Below are 17625 nucleotides of genomic sequence, written 5' to 3' on the forward strand. Positions count from 1 at the left end.
CGTGACCCACCTTCCCGAAACCGGCGCCGGCGATCCCGGAGCCGAACCGATCGCGATCGTCGGACTCGACATTCGCGTGCCCGGCGCGCGTGACGCGCGGCAGTTCTGGCGCAACCTCGTCGACGGTGTCGAGTCGATCGTGCCCGCCACTCGCGAGGAGATGATCGCCCGCGGCGCCGCACCGGACACAGTGGACGATCCGAGCTGGGTGAACGCCACCGCCGTGGTCGACGGCTTCGACGAGTTCGACGCCGAGCTGTTCGGCATGACCAGCCGCGAGGCCGAGATCACCGACCCGCAGCATCGGCTGTTCCTCCAGTCGTGCCACGCCGCGCTGACCGACGCGGGCTACGACCCGGCCCGGTTCGACGGCGCGATCGGCGTCTACGGCGGTTCCGGGGGCACCGGATACCTGACCGAGAACCTGATGCGCAACGAGCGGCTCCTCGCCTCGCAGCACGGCGGTATCGGCATCTCGACCGGCAACCAGCCGAGCTACCTGACGACTTCGGTGTCGTACAAGCTCAACCTGCGCGGCCCGAGCCTCGCGGTGTTCACCGCCTGCTCGACATCCCTGGTTGCGGTGCATCTGGCCTGTGAGGCGCTGCGCAACGGCGAGTGCGACATGGCGCTGGCAGGCGGGGTCAACGTGGAGATGCCGCACGGCGTCGGCTACATGGGCGTCGACGGCTTCACCTCGCCGGACGGCCACGTGCGCGCGTTCGACGCCGGCGCCAACGGCACGGTGTGGAGCAGCGGCGTCGGAGTCGTGCTGGTGAAGCGGCTGTCGCAGGCGATCGAGGACGGCGACCACATCCGGGCCGTCGTGCTGGGCAACGCGATCAACAACGACGGCGCCACCAAGGTCGGCTTCTCCGCGCCCAGCGTGTCCGGGCAGACCGAGGCGGTCGCGCAGGCCGTCGGCATGGCCGGCGTCGACCCGCGCACCATCGGCTACGTCGAGGCGCACGGCACCGGCACCGCGCTGGGCGACCCGATCGAGATCACCGCACTGTCCACTGTGTACGGAGACAGGGTCGCGGACACCGGCTGGTGCGCGATCGGCTCGGTGAAGTCCAACATCGGCCACCTGTCGCAGGCGGCGGGCGTGGTCTCGTTGATCAAGGCCGTGCTCGTCATGGAGCACGGGCTGATCCCGCCGACCATCAACTACCACGAACCCAACCCGGGTATCGACTTCCCGGCGACCCCGTTCTACCCGGCGCGCGAGGTGACGAAGTGGGAAGCGGGCCGGGCACCGAGGCGGGCGGGGGTCAGCTCGTTCGGCGTCGGCGGCACCAACGCGCACGTCGTGCTGGAGGAGGCGCCGGTCCTCGAGCGGTCCCGGACGCCGCATCCGGCGCACCTGCTGCGGGTGTCGGCCAACACCGCGGAAGCGCTCTCCGCCGCGGTCGACCGGCTGGCCGAGCGGCTGGCCGGGGACGTCGACCTCGACCTCGCCGACGTGGCCCACACGCTGGCCGCCGGGCGCACCGAATATTCGCACCGCGCGGTCGTCGTCGCCCGTGACACGGAGGACGCGGTCGATGGGCTGCGGGATCCCCGGCGCCTCGTGTCCGCACAGGCGGGGGAGACGAACGTGGCGTTCCTCTTCCCCGGGCAGGGTTCCCAATACGCCGGGATGGGCGCCGAGCTGTACGAGGCCGAGCCGGTGTTCGCCGCGGCCGTCGACGAGTGCCTGCGGCTGCTCGAATCCGAGCTGCCGGAGCTGCGCGACCTGATCTTCGGCCGCGGGGGCGAGCAGGCGCTGCGGGAAACCCGCGTGACCCAGCCCGCGCTGTTCGTCGTCGAGTACGCGCTGGCGAAGCTGTGGCAGAGCTGGGGCGTGCGGCCCGCGGCGATGATCGGCCACTCGGTCGGCGAGTACGTCGCCGCCACCGTCGCCGGGGTCTTCACCCTCCCGGACGCGCTGAACCTGGTCGCCACGCGCGGCCGCCTGATGCAGTCGATGCCCGCCGGGGCGATGCTGGCCGTCCAGCTCGACGAGGAGAGCGTCGCCACGCGGCTGCCGGGCACCCTCGCGGTCGCCGGGGTGAACGGTCCCGGCACGTGCGTCGTGGCCGGGCCGTCCGACGCGATCGCGGATTTCGCGGCGACGCTCAAGGCCAGCGGCGTCCAGTGCCGCGAACTGGTGACCTCGCACGCGTTCCACTCGCCGATGATGGACCCGATCCTCGCCGAGTTCACCGAGGCCGTCGTCGCCGTCACCCGCACCGCGCCCGCGCTGCCGTTCCTGTCGAACGTCACCGGCGACTGGATCACCGACGCCCAGGCCACCGACCCCGCCTACTGGGCCTCCCACCTGCGTCAGGCTGTCCGGTTCGGTGACTGCGTCAAGAATCTGTTCGCGCGCGGCGGCCGGTGGGCGCTCGTCGAATGCGGTCCGGGTCATCAGCTGTCCGGGCTGGCCCGCGGCCAGGTTCCGAAGGGCATGCCCGCACCGCAGCCGAGCCTGCCGGGCCGCACCGAGCGCATCGGCGACGTCGAAACCCTGTACGGCGCGGCCGGTCTCTTGTGGACGAATGGGGTTTCCCTCGAACCGCGCATGTTCGGCGCGCCCGGACACCGGGTGCCGCTGCCCGGCTACCCGTACGCGCGCAAGCGGTACTGGGTCGACCCGGACCCGATCACGGCCGCTCAGCCCGCGCGGCGGAGCGGTCCGCTGCCCCTGTCCGAGTGGTTCGCGGTCCCGGCGTGGCGGCAGGCTGAGCCGGACCTGAGACGCGAGCCCTTCGCGAACGCCCTCGTTTTCGCCGCCGACGACTTCCTGCCCGGCCTTTTGCGCGACGCGGGTGTGACGGTCACAGAGGTGCGACCCGGCGACGGGTTCGCCGCGACGGAGACCGGATTCGCCGTCCGGCCGGGGGTGCGCGAGGACTACGACGCGCTCGTGGCCGCGCTGCCCGCCCGGCCCGAGCGGGTCGTGCACGCCTGGACGCTGGCCGGGGAAGAACGCGGCATGGCCGCCCAGGAGCATGGTTTCTTCAGCGTGCTCAACCTCGTCCAGGCCTGGGGCGAGCCGGTGCGGATCGACGTGGTGAGCACCGGCACCGCCGACGTCACCGGCACCGACCTGACCCGCCCCGAGCACGCGACCCTCGCCGGCATCGCGCGGGTCGTACCGCTGGAGGTTCCGGGCACTGTGGTGCGGCGGATCGACGTTGTCGACGTCATGGACGCCGTCGCCGAGCTGTTCCGCCCGGCCGACGCGGCGGCCGAGGTCGCGCTGCGTTCCGGCCGTCGCTGGGTGCTGGACTACAGCCAGCTCGAAGTGCCCGCGAGCACCGAGCCGGTGCTGCGGGACGGCGGCCGGTACCTGATCACGGGCGGGACCGGCGGCATCGGCATCACGCTCGCCGAGGATCTCGCCCGCCGGGTGCGGGCGAAGCTCGTGCTCCTCTCCCGCGCCGGGTTGCCGCCGCGCGCGGAGTGGGACGCGCACCTCGCCGTGCACGGCGGCACCGACCGCGCCGGGCGCACGATGCTCGCCGTGCGGCGGATGGAGGCCGCAGGCGCGGTGGTGCACGTCGTCGCCGCCGACGTCACCGACGCGGCACGCCTGCGTGAGGTGCGTGAGCTGGCCGAGCGCGAGTTCGGCGGCCTCGACGGGATCGTGCACGCCGCCGGGCTGCCCGGCGGCGGCGTCGCCGAGGTCAAGGAGCGGGCCGCGGCCGAGGCGGTGCTGGCCCCGAAGATCGCCGGGACGCTGGCTCTTGCCGAGGCGTTCGCCGACCTGCCGATGGACTTCGTCGCGCTGTGCTCGTCGATCACCGCGGTGGCGGGCGGCATCGGGCAGGTCGACTACTGCGCCGCCAACAACTTCCTCGACGCCTACGCGCGGGGCGGCCACGGCTGGCGGGCACGGCTCGTCTCGCACGCCTGGGGTGGCTGGGAAGAGGTCGGCATGGCCGCGGAGGTGGCCGCGCCGACCACGATCCGCACCGCCCGGTCACGGGCACTCGGCGCGGTCGAGCACCCCGTGCTCACCACGCGCACCGAGGACGGCGCGCACGGGCTCGTCTCGGCGGCCACGCATTGGCTGCTCGACGAGCACCGGATCGCCGGGGTGCCGGTGGTCCCGGGCACGGGACACCTGGAGACCGTCCGCGCGGCGGTGGCCGCGGCGCTGCCGAAGCCCGGTGACGGGCACGTTGTCGAGCTGCGGGACGTCGCGTTCCTGGAGCCGTTCGGCGTCCCGGACGGCGCCACCGCGGAGTACCGCGTGGAGTTCGACGGCGACGACTTCACCGTGACCAGCCACGTCGCCGGCGCGAGCCGGACCCACGTGCGCGGTTCCGCGGGATGGGTCGAGGCGGGGTCGACGTCCACTGTGGACATCGAGGCGGTGACCGGACGGACCGAGCCGATCGACGACGGGAACGGCTTCGGCACCGGCCGCACCAGCATGGTCACCTTCGGCCCGCGCTGGGCGGCGCTGCGCGAACACCGCATCGGCGCACAGGAAGAGCTGGCCACGATCACGGCTCCCGAGGCGGCGGCGGATGACGTCGGCGCGTGGGGGCTGCACCCGGCACTGCTCGACGTCGCGACCGCGTTCGGCCGCGGCCGGGGGAGCGGAACCTACCTGCCGATGAGCTACGGCCGGATCGTCGTGCACGACGCGCTCCCGGCGAGTTTCCGCAGCCACCTGCGCTACCGCGACTCCGGCGGCGACCAGGTGGTGGCGGCCGACCTCTCGCTGTGCGACGAGTCCGGTCGCGTGCTCGTCACGATCGAGGACTTCGTGCTGCGCCAAGTGGATCAGGACGCCGTCGGCGGCGGACTGACTTCGGCGTCCGCAGCGTCCACTGTGTCCAATTCGGACAAGAAGTCGACCGGGATCCGGCCGGTGGACGGCGCCGAGGCGTTCGTCCGGGCGCTGGCCCCCGGCCTCGGCGGGCAGGTGGTGATCAGCACGCTCCCGGTGCGGGAGCTGATCGAGCACCAGGTCACCGTCGAGGAGCTGGACGAACCCGACGAAGCGGCGGTGAAGGTGTCGGAGGACGACTACGTCGCCCCGCGCACCGACCTGGAGGCCGAGATCGCCCGCCAGTGGACCGAGCTGCTCGGCGTGGAGAAGATCGGCATCCACGACGACTTCTTCGCCCTCGGTGGCAACTCGCTGGTCGCCATCCAGCTCATCGCCCAGGTGCGCAAGGCCACCGGCACGCGGCTGGCGATGAAGACGCTGTTCGAAGCGTCCACAGTGGCCACTCTGGTCGAGCGGATCGAGGAGCTGCGCGCCGACAAGGCCGAGGCGCCCGCCGAACCCGCCCGGACCACCATCCCGAAGCTCGAACGCTGAACCTGTGGGCGGCTTCGGGTTATTGAGAGGTAAGGCAAAGGTGTCGTGTTCGGGTGCGGTGCCGGTGACTGGTCCCGCTGTCGGGCCGCGTCCCTCACCGTGTGGATTTCGGGACGTCAGATGTCCCGGAATCCACACAGTCCAGCGTGACAGGTCCTCTGAACACCTGTTCCGGAAGGGGTGTGTGGAAATAGGGACATTCAACGTCCCTGTTTCCACACACCCTGAACTGACGCCACCTTTCACGACCCGGTCCGGAAACCGCATGTCGCGAAAGCCACTTTCGCGACATGCTCGCCAGGCGGCAGCCGAGACCCGACCGGTCTTGAGTCCGCCAACAGACACTGAGAACAGGAAATCATGAGCGACACGAAGGAATGGACGTTCCCGGCCTCGTTCGGGCAGGAGCGGATCTGGCTGTCCGGCCAGCTCGACCCGGCGTCCCCGGTGTACAACCTGCACTGCCAGGCCCGGCTGGACCGCCCGCTGACCGCGGAGCAGTGGCGCGCCGCGCTCGGCGTCATCGTCGGGCGCCACGAGGCGCTGCGCACGTCGTTCCGCATGGACGGCGGCGCGCTCATGCAGGTGGTGCACGCCGAGGTGCCGATCGAGCCCGAGGTGCACGACCTGCGGGATCTGCCCGACGGCGCCCGCGACGCCCGGCTCGCCGAACTCGTCGGCGCCGTGACGAGAGGGGCCATCCCGCTCGACTCGCCGCCGCCGTGGCGGGCCCAGGTGTGCCGGATGGCCGACGACGAGTGGGTGCTCACGTTCGTCGTGCACCACACCGTGTTCGACGCCGGCTCGGTGCTGGTGCTGGGGACCGAGCTGGGCGAGGCGTGCGACGCCGTGTTCGAGGGCCGCGAGCCGAAGCTGCCCGAGCTGTCCATCCAGTACGCGGACTTCTCGGCCTGGCAACGCGGGCAGCTCGAAACGTCGAGTGAGCAGCTGGACTACTGGCGGACGCAGCTCGCCGGGCTGCCGCCGGTGCACGGCCTGCCCACCGACCGCCCGCGGCCGTCGGAGCTGACGTTCGCCGGTGACCAGGTGGACTTCGCCCTCCCGGACGGATTGATCGACCGCGTTGGTGAGCTGGGCCGGGAGCTGTCGGCGTCACCGTTCATGGTGCTGCTGGCCGGTTACGCGGCACTCCTGTCGCGACTGTCCAGAGTGGACGACATCGTCGTCGGCGTTCCGGTCGCCGGCCGCGAACTTCCCGAGCTGGCCGACCTGATCGGCATGTTCGTCAACCAGATGGCGGTACGGGTCGACTGCTCGGGCGCACCTGCGTTCACCGAGCTGGTCGGGCGGGTCCGGACCACGCTGCTGGAGGCGATCGACCACAGCCAGGTGCCGTTCCAGGCGGTCGCCGAAGCGGTCGGGGCCGAACGCGACCCCGGCGTGCAGGCGCTGTATCAGCTCGGGTTCAACTTCCTGCCCGACTCGGGGCTGGAGCCGATCCGCTCGGCCACGGCGAAGGACGACATCGCGATCGACCTGACCGCCGTGAACGGCAGGCTCGTCTACCGCACCGACCTGTTCGACCGCGAGACCGCCGAAGCGGTGGCCGAGCGGTACGTCCGGCTGCTGACCGCGGCGGTCGCCGATCCCGCGCAGTCGGTCGTGGATCTGCCGCTGCTTTCGGACGCCGAACGTGAATTGGTTCTGAACAGGTGGAACCCAGTGTCCAATTCGGACACGGTGACGGTGCCCGCCCGGTTCGAGGCCCAGGTGCGGCGGACGCCGGACGCGCAGGCCGTCGACTTCGGCGGAGTTCGCCTGACGTACGCCGAGCTGAACACACGAGCCAACCGTGTCGCGCACCGGCTGCGCGAGCTGGGCGCGGGTCCCGGCACCGTCGTCGGCGTATGCGTGCCGAACTCGGCGGATCTGCTGACCGGCGTGCTCGGAGTGCTGAAGAGCGGCGCGGCCTACGTCCCGCTCGACCCGGACAACCCGGCCCCTCGGCAGGCGCTGATCCTCGCCGACGCGGGCGTCCCGTTCGTGCTGGTCACCGGAGAGTCCACTATGGACACCAAGACGCTGGCACTGGACGACCCCGCCGAGTGGTCCGCCGCGGCCACCGAAGACCCGGAACCGGCCGCCGGACCGGGCGACGTCGCCTACGTGATCTACACGTCGGGCTCGACCGGACGCCCCAAGGGTGTCGAGGTCGAGCACCGGGCCGTCGACACGTACCTGGCGTGGGCGCGTGAGGCGTACCCCGGCCTGGCCGGACGGGCGTTGCTGCACACGTCACCGTCGTTCGACCTCACCGTGACGACGCTGCTCGGCACCCTCACCGCCGGGGGTGCGGTGGTCGACGGGGGCAGGCCGACGTTCGTCAAGGCGACCCCGACGCACCTCGCCGTCCTCGCCGAGGACCTGTTCCCGACGGGTGAGCTGGTGCTCGGCGGCGAAGCGCTGACCGCCGAGGCCGTCCAGCCTTGGCGGGAACGGCACCCCGGCACGCTCGTCGTCAACGAGTACGGCCCGACCGAAGCCACGGTCGGCTGCGTCGTGCACCGGATCGAACCCGGGGACGTACTGCCGTCCGGCCCCGTCGCGATCGGCCGCCCGGTGCCCGGCACCCGCGTGTACGTCCTCGACGAGCGGCGCCGGCCGGTGCCGCCGGGCGTCCCGGGCGAGTTGTACGTCGCCGGGGCGCAGCTCGCCCGCGGTTACCTCGGGCTGCCGGAGCTGACCGCCGAAAAATTCACCGAAGGTCCGTACGGCCGGATGTACGCCACGGGCGACCTCGTCCGCTGGCGCCGCGACGGCACGCTCGACTATCTCGGCCGCATCGACGAGCAGGTGAAGCTGCGCGGCTATCGCATCGAGCCCGGTGAGGTCGAAGCGGCGCTGCGCGAGCTGCCGGACGTGCGGGACGCGGCCGTGGCGGTCCGCGGCGACACGCTCGTCGGCTATGTCGTCGGCAGCACCGAGGGAGCCGCCGATGCCCTGCGGAAGACGTTGCCGGAGTACCTGGTGCCGACCCGGTTCGTGTCGCTCGACGCGCTGCCGATGGCGGCCAGCGGCAAGCTCGACCGGGCCGCGCTGCCGGATCCCGAACCCGGCGAGGTGGCGGCGTACGTCGCACCCCGGACCGCGGCGGAAGAACTCGTCGCCGAGGTGCTCGGTGAGCTGCTCGGTGTCGACGACCTCGGCGCGCACGACGACTTCTTCGCCCGTGGCGGCAACTCGCTGCTGGCGATCCGCGCGATGGCCCGGATCCGCAAGCAGGTCGAGGTCGACATCCCGGTGCGGGGGCTGTTCACGCTCACCACCGTCGCCGGGCTCGCCGCCGAGATCGAGCGGCGGCTAGCCGAGGACCTCGACCAGCTCAGCGACGAAGAGGTCCAGCGTCAGCTGGCCGAAGGCGAGCTCTCATGACCGCGATCGACGAAACCAGCAGCGCGGCCGCACGCCGCGCCCTGCTCGAACAACGGCTGCGACGGCGCGCGGAGCCGGCCGCGACCATCACGCCGCGTCCCGCCGACGCCGTCGTCCCGCTGTCGTATCAGCAGGAACGCGTCTGGTTCATGGAGCAGTTCGCGCCGGGCACCGGGTCGTACCACATCCCGGTGCCGATCCGGCTGACCGGCAGGCTCGACGTCACCGCGCTTCAGTCCGCTTTGGACACTTTGCCGATGCGGCACGAGGCGCTGCGAATGCGGTTCCCGGCAGGGGGCGACGGGCAACCCACTGTCCATATCGAACCGTCGGTCACGGTCGGCTTGTCCATAGTGGACGCAGGAAGCGAGGAAGCGGCCCGTGCCGCCGTCGACGCCGCCGCGGCCGAGACGTTCGACCTGGCCACGGGTCCGCTGCTGCGCGCGACACTGGCCAGGGTGTCCGACGAGGAGCACCTGCTCGTCCTGTGCACGCACCACATCGTGGGCGACGGCTGGTCGGTCGACCTGCTGCTGCGAGACCTCGCCGCGCAGTACCACGCCCTGAGCACCGGCGGCACGGCCGAGCTGCCCGCCCTGAGCATCGGGTACGGCGACTTCGCGCACTGGCAGCGCCGCACGCTCACCGGTGGTGAACTCGACCGGCAGCTGGAGCACTGGAAGACACAGCTCAGCGGGGTCGAGCCCCTGGAACTGCCCACCGACCGGCCCCGGCCCGCCAAGCAGAGCTTCGACGGCGCGATCCACGAGTTCTTCGTCGAGCGGGAGCTCGCCGGCGCGCTCGGTGAGCTGAGCCGTGGGAACGGCGTCACGCTCTTCATGACCCTGCTGGCCGCCTACCAGGTCCTCCTGGCGCGGTACTCGGGCCAGGAGGACTTCGCGATCGGCTCGTCGTCGGCCGGGCGCGGGGTGCCCGAGCTGGAGGGCGTGGCGGGCATGTTCATCAACATGCTGCCCCTGCGTGCCCAGCTCGAGGGCGATCCGACGTTCGCCGAGCTGCTCGAACGCACCCGGCGGCACGTGCTGGACGCGTTCGAGCACGCCGACGTCCCGTTCGAGCGGCTGGTGAACGCGCTCGGCGTGCCCCGCGACGTCAGCCGTTCGCCGGTGTTCCAGGCGATGTTCGTCCTGCAGAACTACGAGATGGGCCGGATGGACGCGGCCGGGGAGTCCGAAGTGGACTTCCGCTGGCTGCCGATGGACCTGCCCGCGACCCGGTTCGACTTCGAGTTCCACGCGATCGAGGTCGAACGCGGGCTGATCGGCAAGTTCGTGCACAACACCGCGCTGTTCACCACGGACACGGTGGCCGGGATGGCCGGGCGGCTGGTCACGCTGCTGCGCTCGATCGTCGCCGACCCGGACCGGCGACTGTCCGAACTGGACATCCTCGACGCCGGGCAGCGCGAACTCGTCCTGGAACGCTGGAACGCCACGACGGCCGAATTCCCGCAGACGACGCTGCACGCGCTCGTCGAGGAGCAGGCCGCTCGGACGCCGGATGCCCCCGCGGTCACCTTCCGCGGCGCGTCGCTGACCTACCGCGAGCTGGACGAGCGGGCCAACCGGCTCGCGCACCGGCTGAGAGGCCTCGGCGTCGGGCCGGGCGTGCTCACCGGTGTGTTCGCGGAGCGGTCGTTCGAGCTGGTCGTCGCGCTCCTCGGCGTGCTGAAAGCCGGTGGCGCGTACGTCCCGCTCGACCCGGAGTACCCGGCCGACCGGCTGGCGTTCATGCTGCGGGACGCGTCCGCGCCCGTCGTGCTGACCCAGGCTGCGTTGCGCGAAACGTTGCCACCGGGGGACGCCACCGTCGTTGTCCTGGACGATCCTGCCGACCTGCCCGAGACGGCAGGCCCACCCGAGCCGCTCGCGGGACCGGACGACCCGGCGTACGTCATCTACACCTCGGGCTCGACGGGCCAGCCGAAGGGCGTGCCCAACGGTCACCGCGGCATCGTCAACCGGCTCGACTGGATGCAGCGCGCGTACCGTCTCGACGGCACCGACTCGGTGCTGCAGAAGACCCCGGCCGGCTTCGACGTCTCGGTCTGGGAGTTCTTCTGGCCGCTGATCACCGGCGCGCGGCTCGTGCTCGCCGAACCCGGCGGCCACAAGGACGCCGCGTACCTGCGTGAGCTGCTCGCGTCCGAAGGCATCACCACCGCGCACTTCGTGCCGTCGATGCTCACGCTTTTCCTTGCCGAGCAAGGCGTCGAGACCTGCACGGCGCTGCGGCGGGTGGTGTGCAGCGGTGAGGAGCTGCCGCTCGACGCCGCCCGCGAGTTCGTCCGGCGGCTGCCGGACTGCGAGCTGCACAACCTCTACGGACCGACCGAAGCCGCCATCGACGTCACCTCGTGGCACTGCACGCCTGCCGCGCTCGCCGAGGTCGCGTCGGTGCCGATCGGGGCGCCGATCCAGAACATCCGGATCTACGTCCTCGACCGTGCCGGGCGGCCCTGCCCGGTCGGCGTTCCCGGCGAACTGCACATCGCCGGAGTCGGCCTCGCCCTGGGATACCACAATCGCCCGGAGCTGACGGCGGAGCGGTTCGTGCCCGATCCGTTCCACAGTGGACGGATGTACCGCACCGGCGACCTCGCGCACTGGCGCCCGGACGGGACGATCGCGTTCCTCGGCCGGATCGACCACCAGGTCAAACTGCGCGGCCTCCGCATCGAGCTGGGGGAGATCGAGACGACGTTGCGTGCCCAGCCGGGTGTGCGCGACGCCGCCGTGATCGTCCGCGAGGACACGCCGGGGGACAAGCGGCTGGTCGGATACGTCGTCGGCGACGCCGAGCCCGGAGCGCTGCGGACGGCGCTCAAGCAGAGCCTCCCGGACTACATGGTCCCGCCGTCGTTCGTCGCGCTCGACGAGCTGCCGCTCACCCCGAACGGCAAGCTCGACCGCAAGGCGCTGCCCGCGCCGGTCGCGTCCCGGGACGCGACCAAGGAGCTGGTCGCGCCGTCGACCCCGGTCGAGATCCTGCTGGCCGAAATCTGGCGGGACGTGCTCAAGGTGGACGAGCTGGGCGTCGACGACGACTTCTTCGACCTCGGCGGCCACTCGATGCTGGCCACCCAGGTGGTGGCGAGGATCGGCAAGGCGGGCGCCGGTCAGGTCGGCGTCATGGACCTGTTCCAGCACCGCACGATCCGCGAGCTGGCGTCCTTCATGGACGGTGACGCCGCCGACCGGCCGCGCCACCTGCTGTACGAGCTGACCAAGCCGACGACGCAGCGGACGCTGACCTACGTCTGCTTCCCCTACGGCGGCGGCAGCGCGATCGTCTACCAGCCGCTGGCCGACGCGCTCCCGGAGGGCTACTCGCTCTACTCGGTCGCCATCCCCGGCCACGACGTCGGACTGTCCGAAGAGGCCCTGCCCTTCGACGATCTGGTCGAGCGGCTGGCCGACGAGATCCTCGACCGCGTCGACGGCCCGCTGGCCATCTACGGCCACTGCGGGGTCGGCAACGCACTAGCCGTCGCCGTCGCCCGGCTGCTCGAAGAGCGCGGCCGCGAGCTGGAGGTCGTCTACATCGGCGCGATCTTCCCGTTCGCCCGGATGAAGGGCCCGGTGGGCACGCTGCGCACCCGGCTGGAGAAGCTGCGCAGCAACCGGTACTACTCGAACTGGCTCAAGGGCATGGGCGTCGACACCGACGACCTCGACCCGGCACAGGCCGACCGGATCATCACGAACATGCGCGCCGACAGCCGCGCCGCCGAGGAGTACTTCAGCGGCCTGCTCGACGCCCGCGTGGCCAAGTTGCGCGCGCCGATCGTGTCGGTGGTCGGCTCGGAGGACCCGGTCACCGACTACTACGCCGAGCGGTACCGGGAATGGGAGTTCCTCACCGACACCACCGCGCTCGTGGTGCTGGACCGGGCCGGGCACTTCTTCCTGCGCTACCGGGCCGACGAACTCGCGGAGATCGTCACGCGCGTGCATCCGGCGCTGGACGATCCCGGCGAACTCGACGTCCGGGTCCGCGGCGAAGACGCGGGCTGGGCGGTGCACGAAACCCATCGGGCGGAAGTGGACGAGAAACCCACGGTACGCCCGAGTATGGCCCGGTTCGTCACGATCACGATCGGGCAGCTGGTGTCCTCGACCGGCTCGGCGCTGACGTCGTTCGCGGTGCCGATCTGGCTCTACACCCGCACGGGCTCGGTCGCCGACCTCGGCCTGCTGTGGGCGCTCGCGCTGCTCTTCGGCGTGCTCGTCCTGCCGGTGGCGGGCGCACTGGTCGACCGCGGCGACCGGCGGCGGATCATGATCGCGGCCAGCAGTGTCGCCGGCGGGATCCAGCTGATATTGGCGTTGCTGCTGATCACCGGACACGTCCAGCTGTGGTTGTTCTACGTGCTGATCCCGCTCGGGTCGGTGGCCGCGTCGTTCCAGCGCATCGCCTATCAGTCGTCGGTGGCGCAGCTGGTGCCGAAGCAGTACCTCGGCCACGCGATGGGCCTCGCGCAGCTCTCCACCGGTTTCGCCCAGCTGCTGATGCCGGTGCTCGCGGCCGGACTGCTGGCGACGATCCAGCTGTCCGGCATCCTGATCCTGGACATGGCGAGCTACGCGTTCGCGATCGTGGGCCTGCTGCTGGTGCGGTTCCCGGACATGATGGGCTGGCGCCCGCGCGAACCGCTGCTGACGGCGATCGCGGGCGGGCTGCGGTACTCGTGGAACCACCGCGGGTTCCGCACGATGCTGCTGTACTTCGCGCTGGCGAACGTCTTCCTCGCCCCCGCGCTGGTGCTGCTGTCGCCGCTCGTGCTGTCGTTCGGCTCGGTCACCGACGTCGCGCAGGTGGCGCTGGCCGAGGCCGTCGGCGCGGTGGCCGGCGGGATCGGGATGGCGCTGTGGGGCGGCCCGCGGCACCGGCGGATGGTCGGCGTGCTCGTCGGCAACGTCGGGATCGCGCTCGGCTGCCTGGTGATGGGTCTGCGGCCGTCGCTGATCGTCGTCGCGGCCGGGGTGTTCCTGCTGGCCGCCGCGATGTCCGTGTCGCAGGGCATCTACGCGACGCTGGTGCAGGTCAAGGTGCCGCAGCGGTTCCACGGCCGGGTGTTCGCGATCAACCAGACGATCACCTGGTCGACGCTGCCGATCGGGTTCGCCGTGCTGGCGCCGCTGGCCGTCGGCTGGTTCTCGCCGCTGCTGGCACCGGGTGGTGCGCTGACCGGGTCGGTCGGCGCCGTGCTCGGCACGGGGGAGACCCGGGGCATCGGGCTCGCCTACGTCGTCTTCGCACTGATCCTGCTGCTGATCAACGTGGGCGGGTTCTCGCTGCGGCGGCTGCGCCGGTTCGACACGGAGGTGCCCGATTCGCTGCCCGACGACCTGGTCGGGGCGCAGGAACGGGAACGCAAGCTGGCGGGGAAGGAAGCCGCATGAGTACGGCAGTGCTGGTCAGGGAGGCCCGAGGGCACTGGGTCGGCGAGGTCGCGCCGTCGATGCGGGCGGCCGGGCACCGCGTGGTGCTGCTCGCCCCGCCGATGGACGAGGCCGAGCGGGCCGCGCTGGCCGGCGTGGTGGACGACGTCGTCGCGCTCGACGACGTCCACGATCCGGAAGCCGTCGCGGCGAAGGTCCGGGAGATCGACGGCGGCGCGTTGGCCGGGATCTTCACCGGATCGGACGGCGCCATCGCGAGCACCGCCCGTGCCGCGGAGTTGCTCGGGGTGGCGCGCTGCCCGGCGTCGGTGTTCGCCTTGTGCGCGAACAAGTTCGCGGTCCGGGAGGCGCTCGCCGCGGCCGGGCTGCCCGGTCCCGCGCACGCGGTGATCTCGTCGGCCGCCGAGGCGGCGTCGGTCGCTTCCGCGGTCGGGCTCCCGGCGATCGTCAAACCGGTCAACGGGGCGGGCAGCAATCTGATCCGCACGGTGTCCACTGTGGAGGAGTTGGCGGCCGCGTACGAGCTGTTGGCCGCGCGGCTGCCCGAATCCGCTGATCCGCGCTACCACCGTCCACTGGGGACACTGGATCCTTCGACGACGTTCCTTGTCGAAGGGTTGCTGTCCGGGCCGGAGTACGCGGTCGACGTACTGGTCCGTGACGGGGTGGCCGAGCCGGTCGAGATCCTCGACAAGCCGCTGATCGACGAGCGGAAGTTCGAGCTGGCGCTGTCGTGCCCGCCCGCCGGGCTCACCGCCGACCGGGCCGAGCTGGTCACCGCGGCGGCGGTCGCCGCCGTCCGCGCGCTGGGGCTCGACAACACCTGCGCCCACGTCGAGGTGATCGACGACGCCGACCGCGGTCCGACGATCGTCGAGGTCAACGCGGGCAGGCCCGCCGGGTCGATCATGCCGCTGCTGGCGAAGCTGCGCACCGGCATCGACGTGTTCGCCGAGCTGGCGGCGCTCGCGGTGGGCGCTCCGCCGCCGGAGCGGGAACCCGCGATACTGCCGATCCCGCTGGGCATGCTGATCCTCTACGCGGCCGGTTCGGGCCGGTTGACCGGCATCGGCGGGCTCGAGGAGATCGCCGAGCTGCCCGAGGTGATCGACGTCGTCACCACCGTCTCGCCAGGGCAGGTGCTCACCGACGAGCAGGAGACCTACGCGGTCAACCTCGTCGTGGCCGGGTTCGCCGATCACGACGACCTCGCCGCCCTGCACGCGGAGGCGAGCAAGCTCGTCCGGCTCGAACTGGAGGAAGTGTGAACACCGCGTTCGTGGTCTGCGAGACCACCGGGCAATGGATCGCCGACTTCGTGGCCGCCATCCGCGCGGCCGGGCTGGGGGCCGAACTGGTCACGCAGCCACTGGAACCGGCCGAACAGGCACAGCTGACGGAACTGGTGGACGGCATCGTTTTCGTCGACGACGTCCGTGACGCCGAAGCCGTCGCCGAGGCGATCCGGGCGCGGAACGCGCGTCCGGCCGGGTTGGTGACCGCCGCCGAGGGGATCATCGCGAGCGTCGCCCGTGCGGCCGAGCTGCTCGGCGTCGCGCGCTGCCCGGCGTCGGTGTTCACCGTGACGCACAACAAGTTCGCGGTCCGGCAGACGCTGGCCGCGGCCGGATTGCCGGGGCCACGCTGCGCGCTGATCTCGTCGGCTGCCGAGGCGGAGTCGGTGGCTGCCGAGGTCGGGCTCCCGGCGATCGTCAAGCCGGTGAACGGCGCGGCGAGCAACCTCGTGCGTACAGTGTCCACTGTGGACGAGCTGGCGGCGGCGTACCGGCTGCTGGCCGAGCGGTTGCCGCTGTCGGAGGACGCCCGGTACCACCGGCTCATCGGTGGCGGACCGTCGCTGATCGATCCTTTGCAGGTGTTCCTCGTCGAAGGCCTGCTGCGCGGCCCGGAATACGCGGTCGACGTCCTGGTGCGCGACGGCGTCGCGGAGCCGGTGGCCGTGGTGGAAAAGCCGCTGATCGACGAGCGCAAGTTCGAGCTGGGCATGGTCTGCCCGCCGCTCGAACTGTCCGAAAAGGACACCGAACGGCTGTTCGCGGCCGCGAAGGCCGCCGCGCTGGCACTGGGGCTGGACAACACCTGCGCTCACCTGGAGCTGATCGACGACGCCGGGCTGGGCCCGACGATCGTCGAGGTGAACGCGGGCCGCCCGGCGGGCGGCGCCCAGCCGGTGCTGCTGAAGCTCGCGACCGGTATCGACGTCATCGCCGAGGCCGTGTCGCTGGCACTGGGCACGCCACCGCCGGCGCGTGGTACGGGCCTGCCGGTGCCGGTGGGCTACCTGATCTTCTACGCCGAGGGCACCGGGCGACTGGTCCGCGTCGACGGCACCGACGAGGTCGCCGACCTGCCCGAGGTCCTGGAGGTCGTCACGATCGTGCGCCCCGGCCAGCTGCTCACCGACGACCAGGAGATCTACGCGGTGAACGTCCTCGCCGCGGGGTTCGCCGACACCGAAGACCTCGCCGCGCTGCACGCCGAGGCCGCCAAGCTGATCCGATTCGAACTGGAGGAGTCATGACCGAACTCGCGGCGAACCTCGACAGCGCCCATTACGTCGAAGGCAACGAACACACGAAGCTCACCGTCTATGCGGCCACGGGCCTGGACTGGGTGCGCGCGCACCGCGAGGTGCTGCAGGACCGGCTGCGCGAGCACGGCGCGATCCTGCTGCGCGGAATGCCCGCCGACCTGGCGGTGTTCAACCAGGTCACCGAGGAGATCGGCGGCTCACTGCTGACCTACACGGAACGGTCGACGCCGCGGTCGGCGGTCTCGGGCAACATCTACACCTCGACCGAGTACCCGGCGGCCGAGTCGATCCCGATGCACAACGAGAACTCGTACTCGGCGCATTGGCCGGACCGCCTGTTCTTCCTGTGCGACACGGCGGCCGAAACCGGCGGCGCGACACCGATCGCCGACAGCCGCGCGATGTACCGCCTGCTGCCGCCGGACCTGCGCGAGCGGTTCGCGGGCGGCGTCACCTACACCCGTGCGTTCCGTGAAGGCCTCGGGCTGACCTGGCAGGAGGCGTTCCAGACCGACGACCGCCAGGCGGTGGAGGACTACTGCACCGGCAACGGGCAGACCTACGAGTGGACCGACGAGGGCCTGCGCACGCGGCATGTGCGGCCGTCCTTCGTCGAGGAACCGCACACCGGCGCGACGGTGTGGTTCAACCAGGCCAACCTGTTCCACGTCTCGAGCCTGGGGGAGGAGGTCAGCGAGGCGCTGCTGGAGCTGTACCCCGAGGAAGACCTGCCCCGCAACGCGTTCTTCGCCGACGGCTCGCCGATCCCGCAGGCGGACCTGGCCACGATCAAGGCGACGTACGACGAGGTCAGCTACGCGTTCCCGTGGCAGCCCGGTGACATCATGGTGATCAACAACATGCTGATGGCGCACGGACGCGAGCCGTTCACGGGCAAGCGGCGGACCCTGGTCGCCATGACCTGA

At 71.4% G+C, this 17625-nt stretch carries 6 protein-coding genes; all 6 read left to right on the top strand.

Annotated features, from left to right (window positions below):
- Window position 1 precedes the first annotated feature (1 nt).
- Window positions 2-5326, top strand: a complete 5325-nt coding sequence (locus DMH01_RS36245; protein ID WP_125682930.1) for a type I polyketide synthase — start codon at window positions 2-4, stop codon at window positions 5324-5326.
- Window positions 5327-5686: 360 nt separating this feature from the next.
- The gene (locus DMH01_RS36250) at window positions 5687-8719 is read left to right on the top strand and encodes a non-ribosomal peptide synthetase (RefSeq protein ID WP_125682932.1); all 3033 of its coding nucleotides are present in this window, start codon (window positions 5687-5689) and stop codon (window positions 8717-8719) included.
- Window positions 8716-14145 carry a non-ribosomal peptide synthetase/MFS transporter gene (locus DMH01_RS36255; RefSeq protein WP_125682934.1) on the top strand — a complete coding sequence of 1810 codons (5430 nt, stop codon included), beginning with the start codon at window positions 8716-8718 and terminating at the stop codon, window positions 14143-14145. Before DMH01_RS36250 ends, DMH01_RS36255 begins: the two co-directional genes overlap by 4 nt.
- A complete protein-coding gene (locus tag DMH01_RS36260) occupies window positions 14142-15413 on the top strand; it encodes an ATP-grasp domain-containing protein (RefSeq protein WP_125682936.1) in 1272 nt (423 codons plus the stop codon). Before DMH01_RS36255 ends, DMH01_RS36260 begins: the two co-directional genes overlap by 4 nt.
- Window positions 15410-16687 (top strand): ATP-grasp domain-containing protein, encoded by a 1278-nt coding sequence (locus DMH01_RS36265; protein ID WP_125682938.1) that lies wholly within the window; start codon window positions 15410-15412, stop codon window positions 16685-16687. The genes DMH01_RS36260 and DMH01_RS36265 overlap by 4 nt, the downstream gene beginning before the upstream one ends.
- Window positions 16684-17625 (top strand): TauD/TfdA family dioxygenase, encoded by a 942-nt coding sequence (locus DMH01_RS36270; protein ID WP_125682940.1) that lies wholly within the window; start codon window positions 16684-16686, stop codon window positions 17623-17625. The genes DMH01_RS36265 and DMH01_RS36270 overlap by 4 nt, the downstream gene beginning before the upstream one ends.

The sequence above is a fragment of the Amycolatopsis sp. WAC 04182 genome (assembly GCF_003947465.1).
Taxonomy (GTDB): domain Bacteria; phylum Actinomycetota; class Actinomycetes; order Mycobacteriales; family Pseudonocardiaceae; genus Amycolatopsis.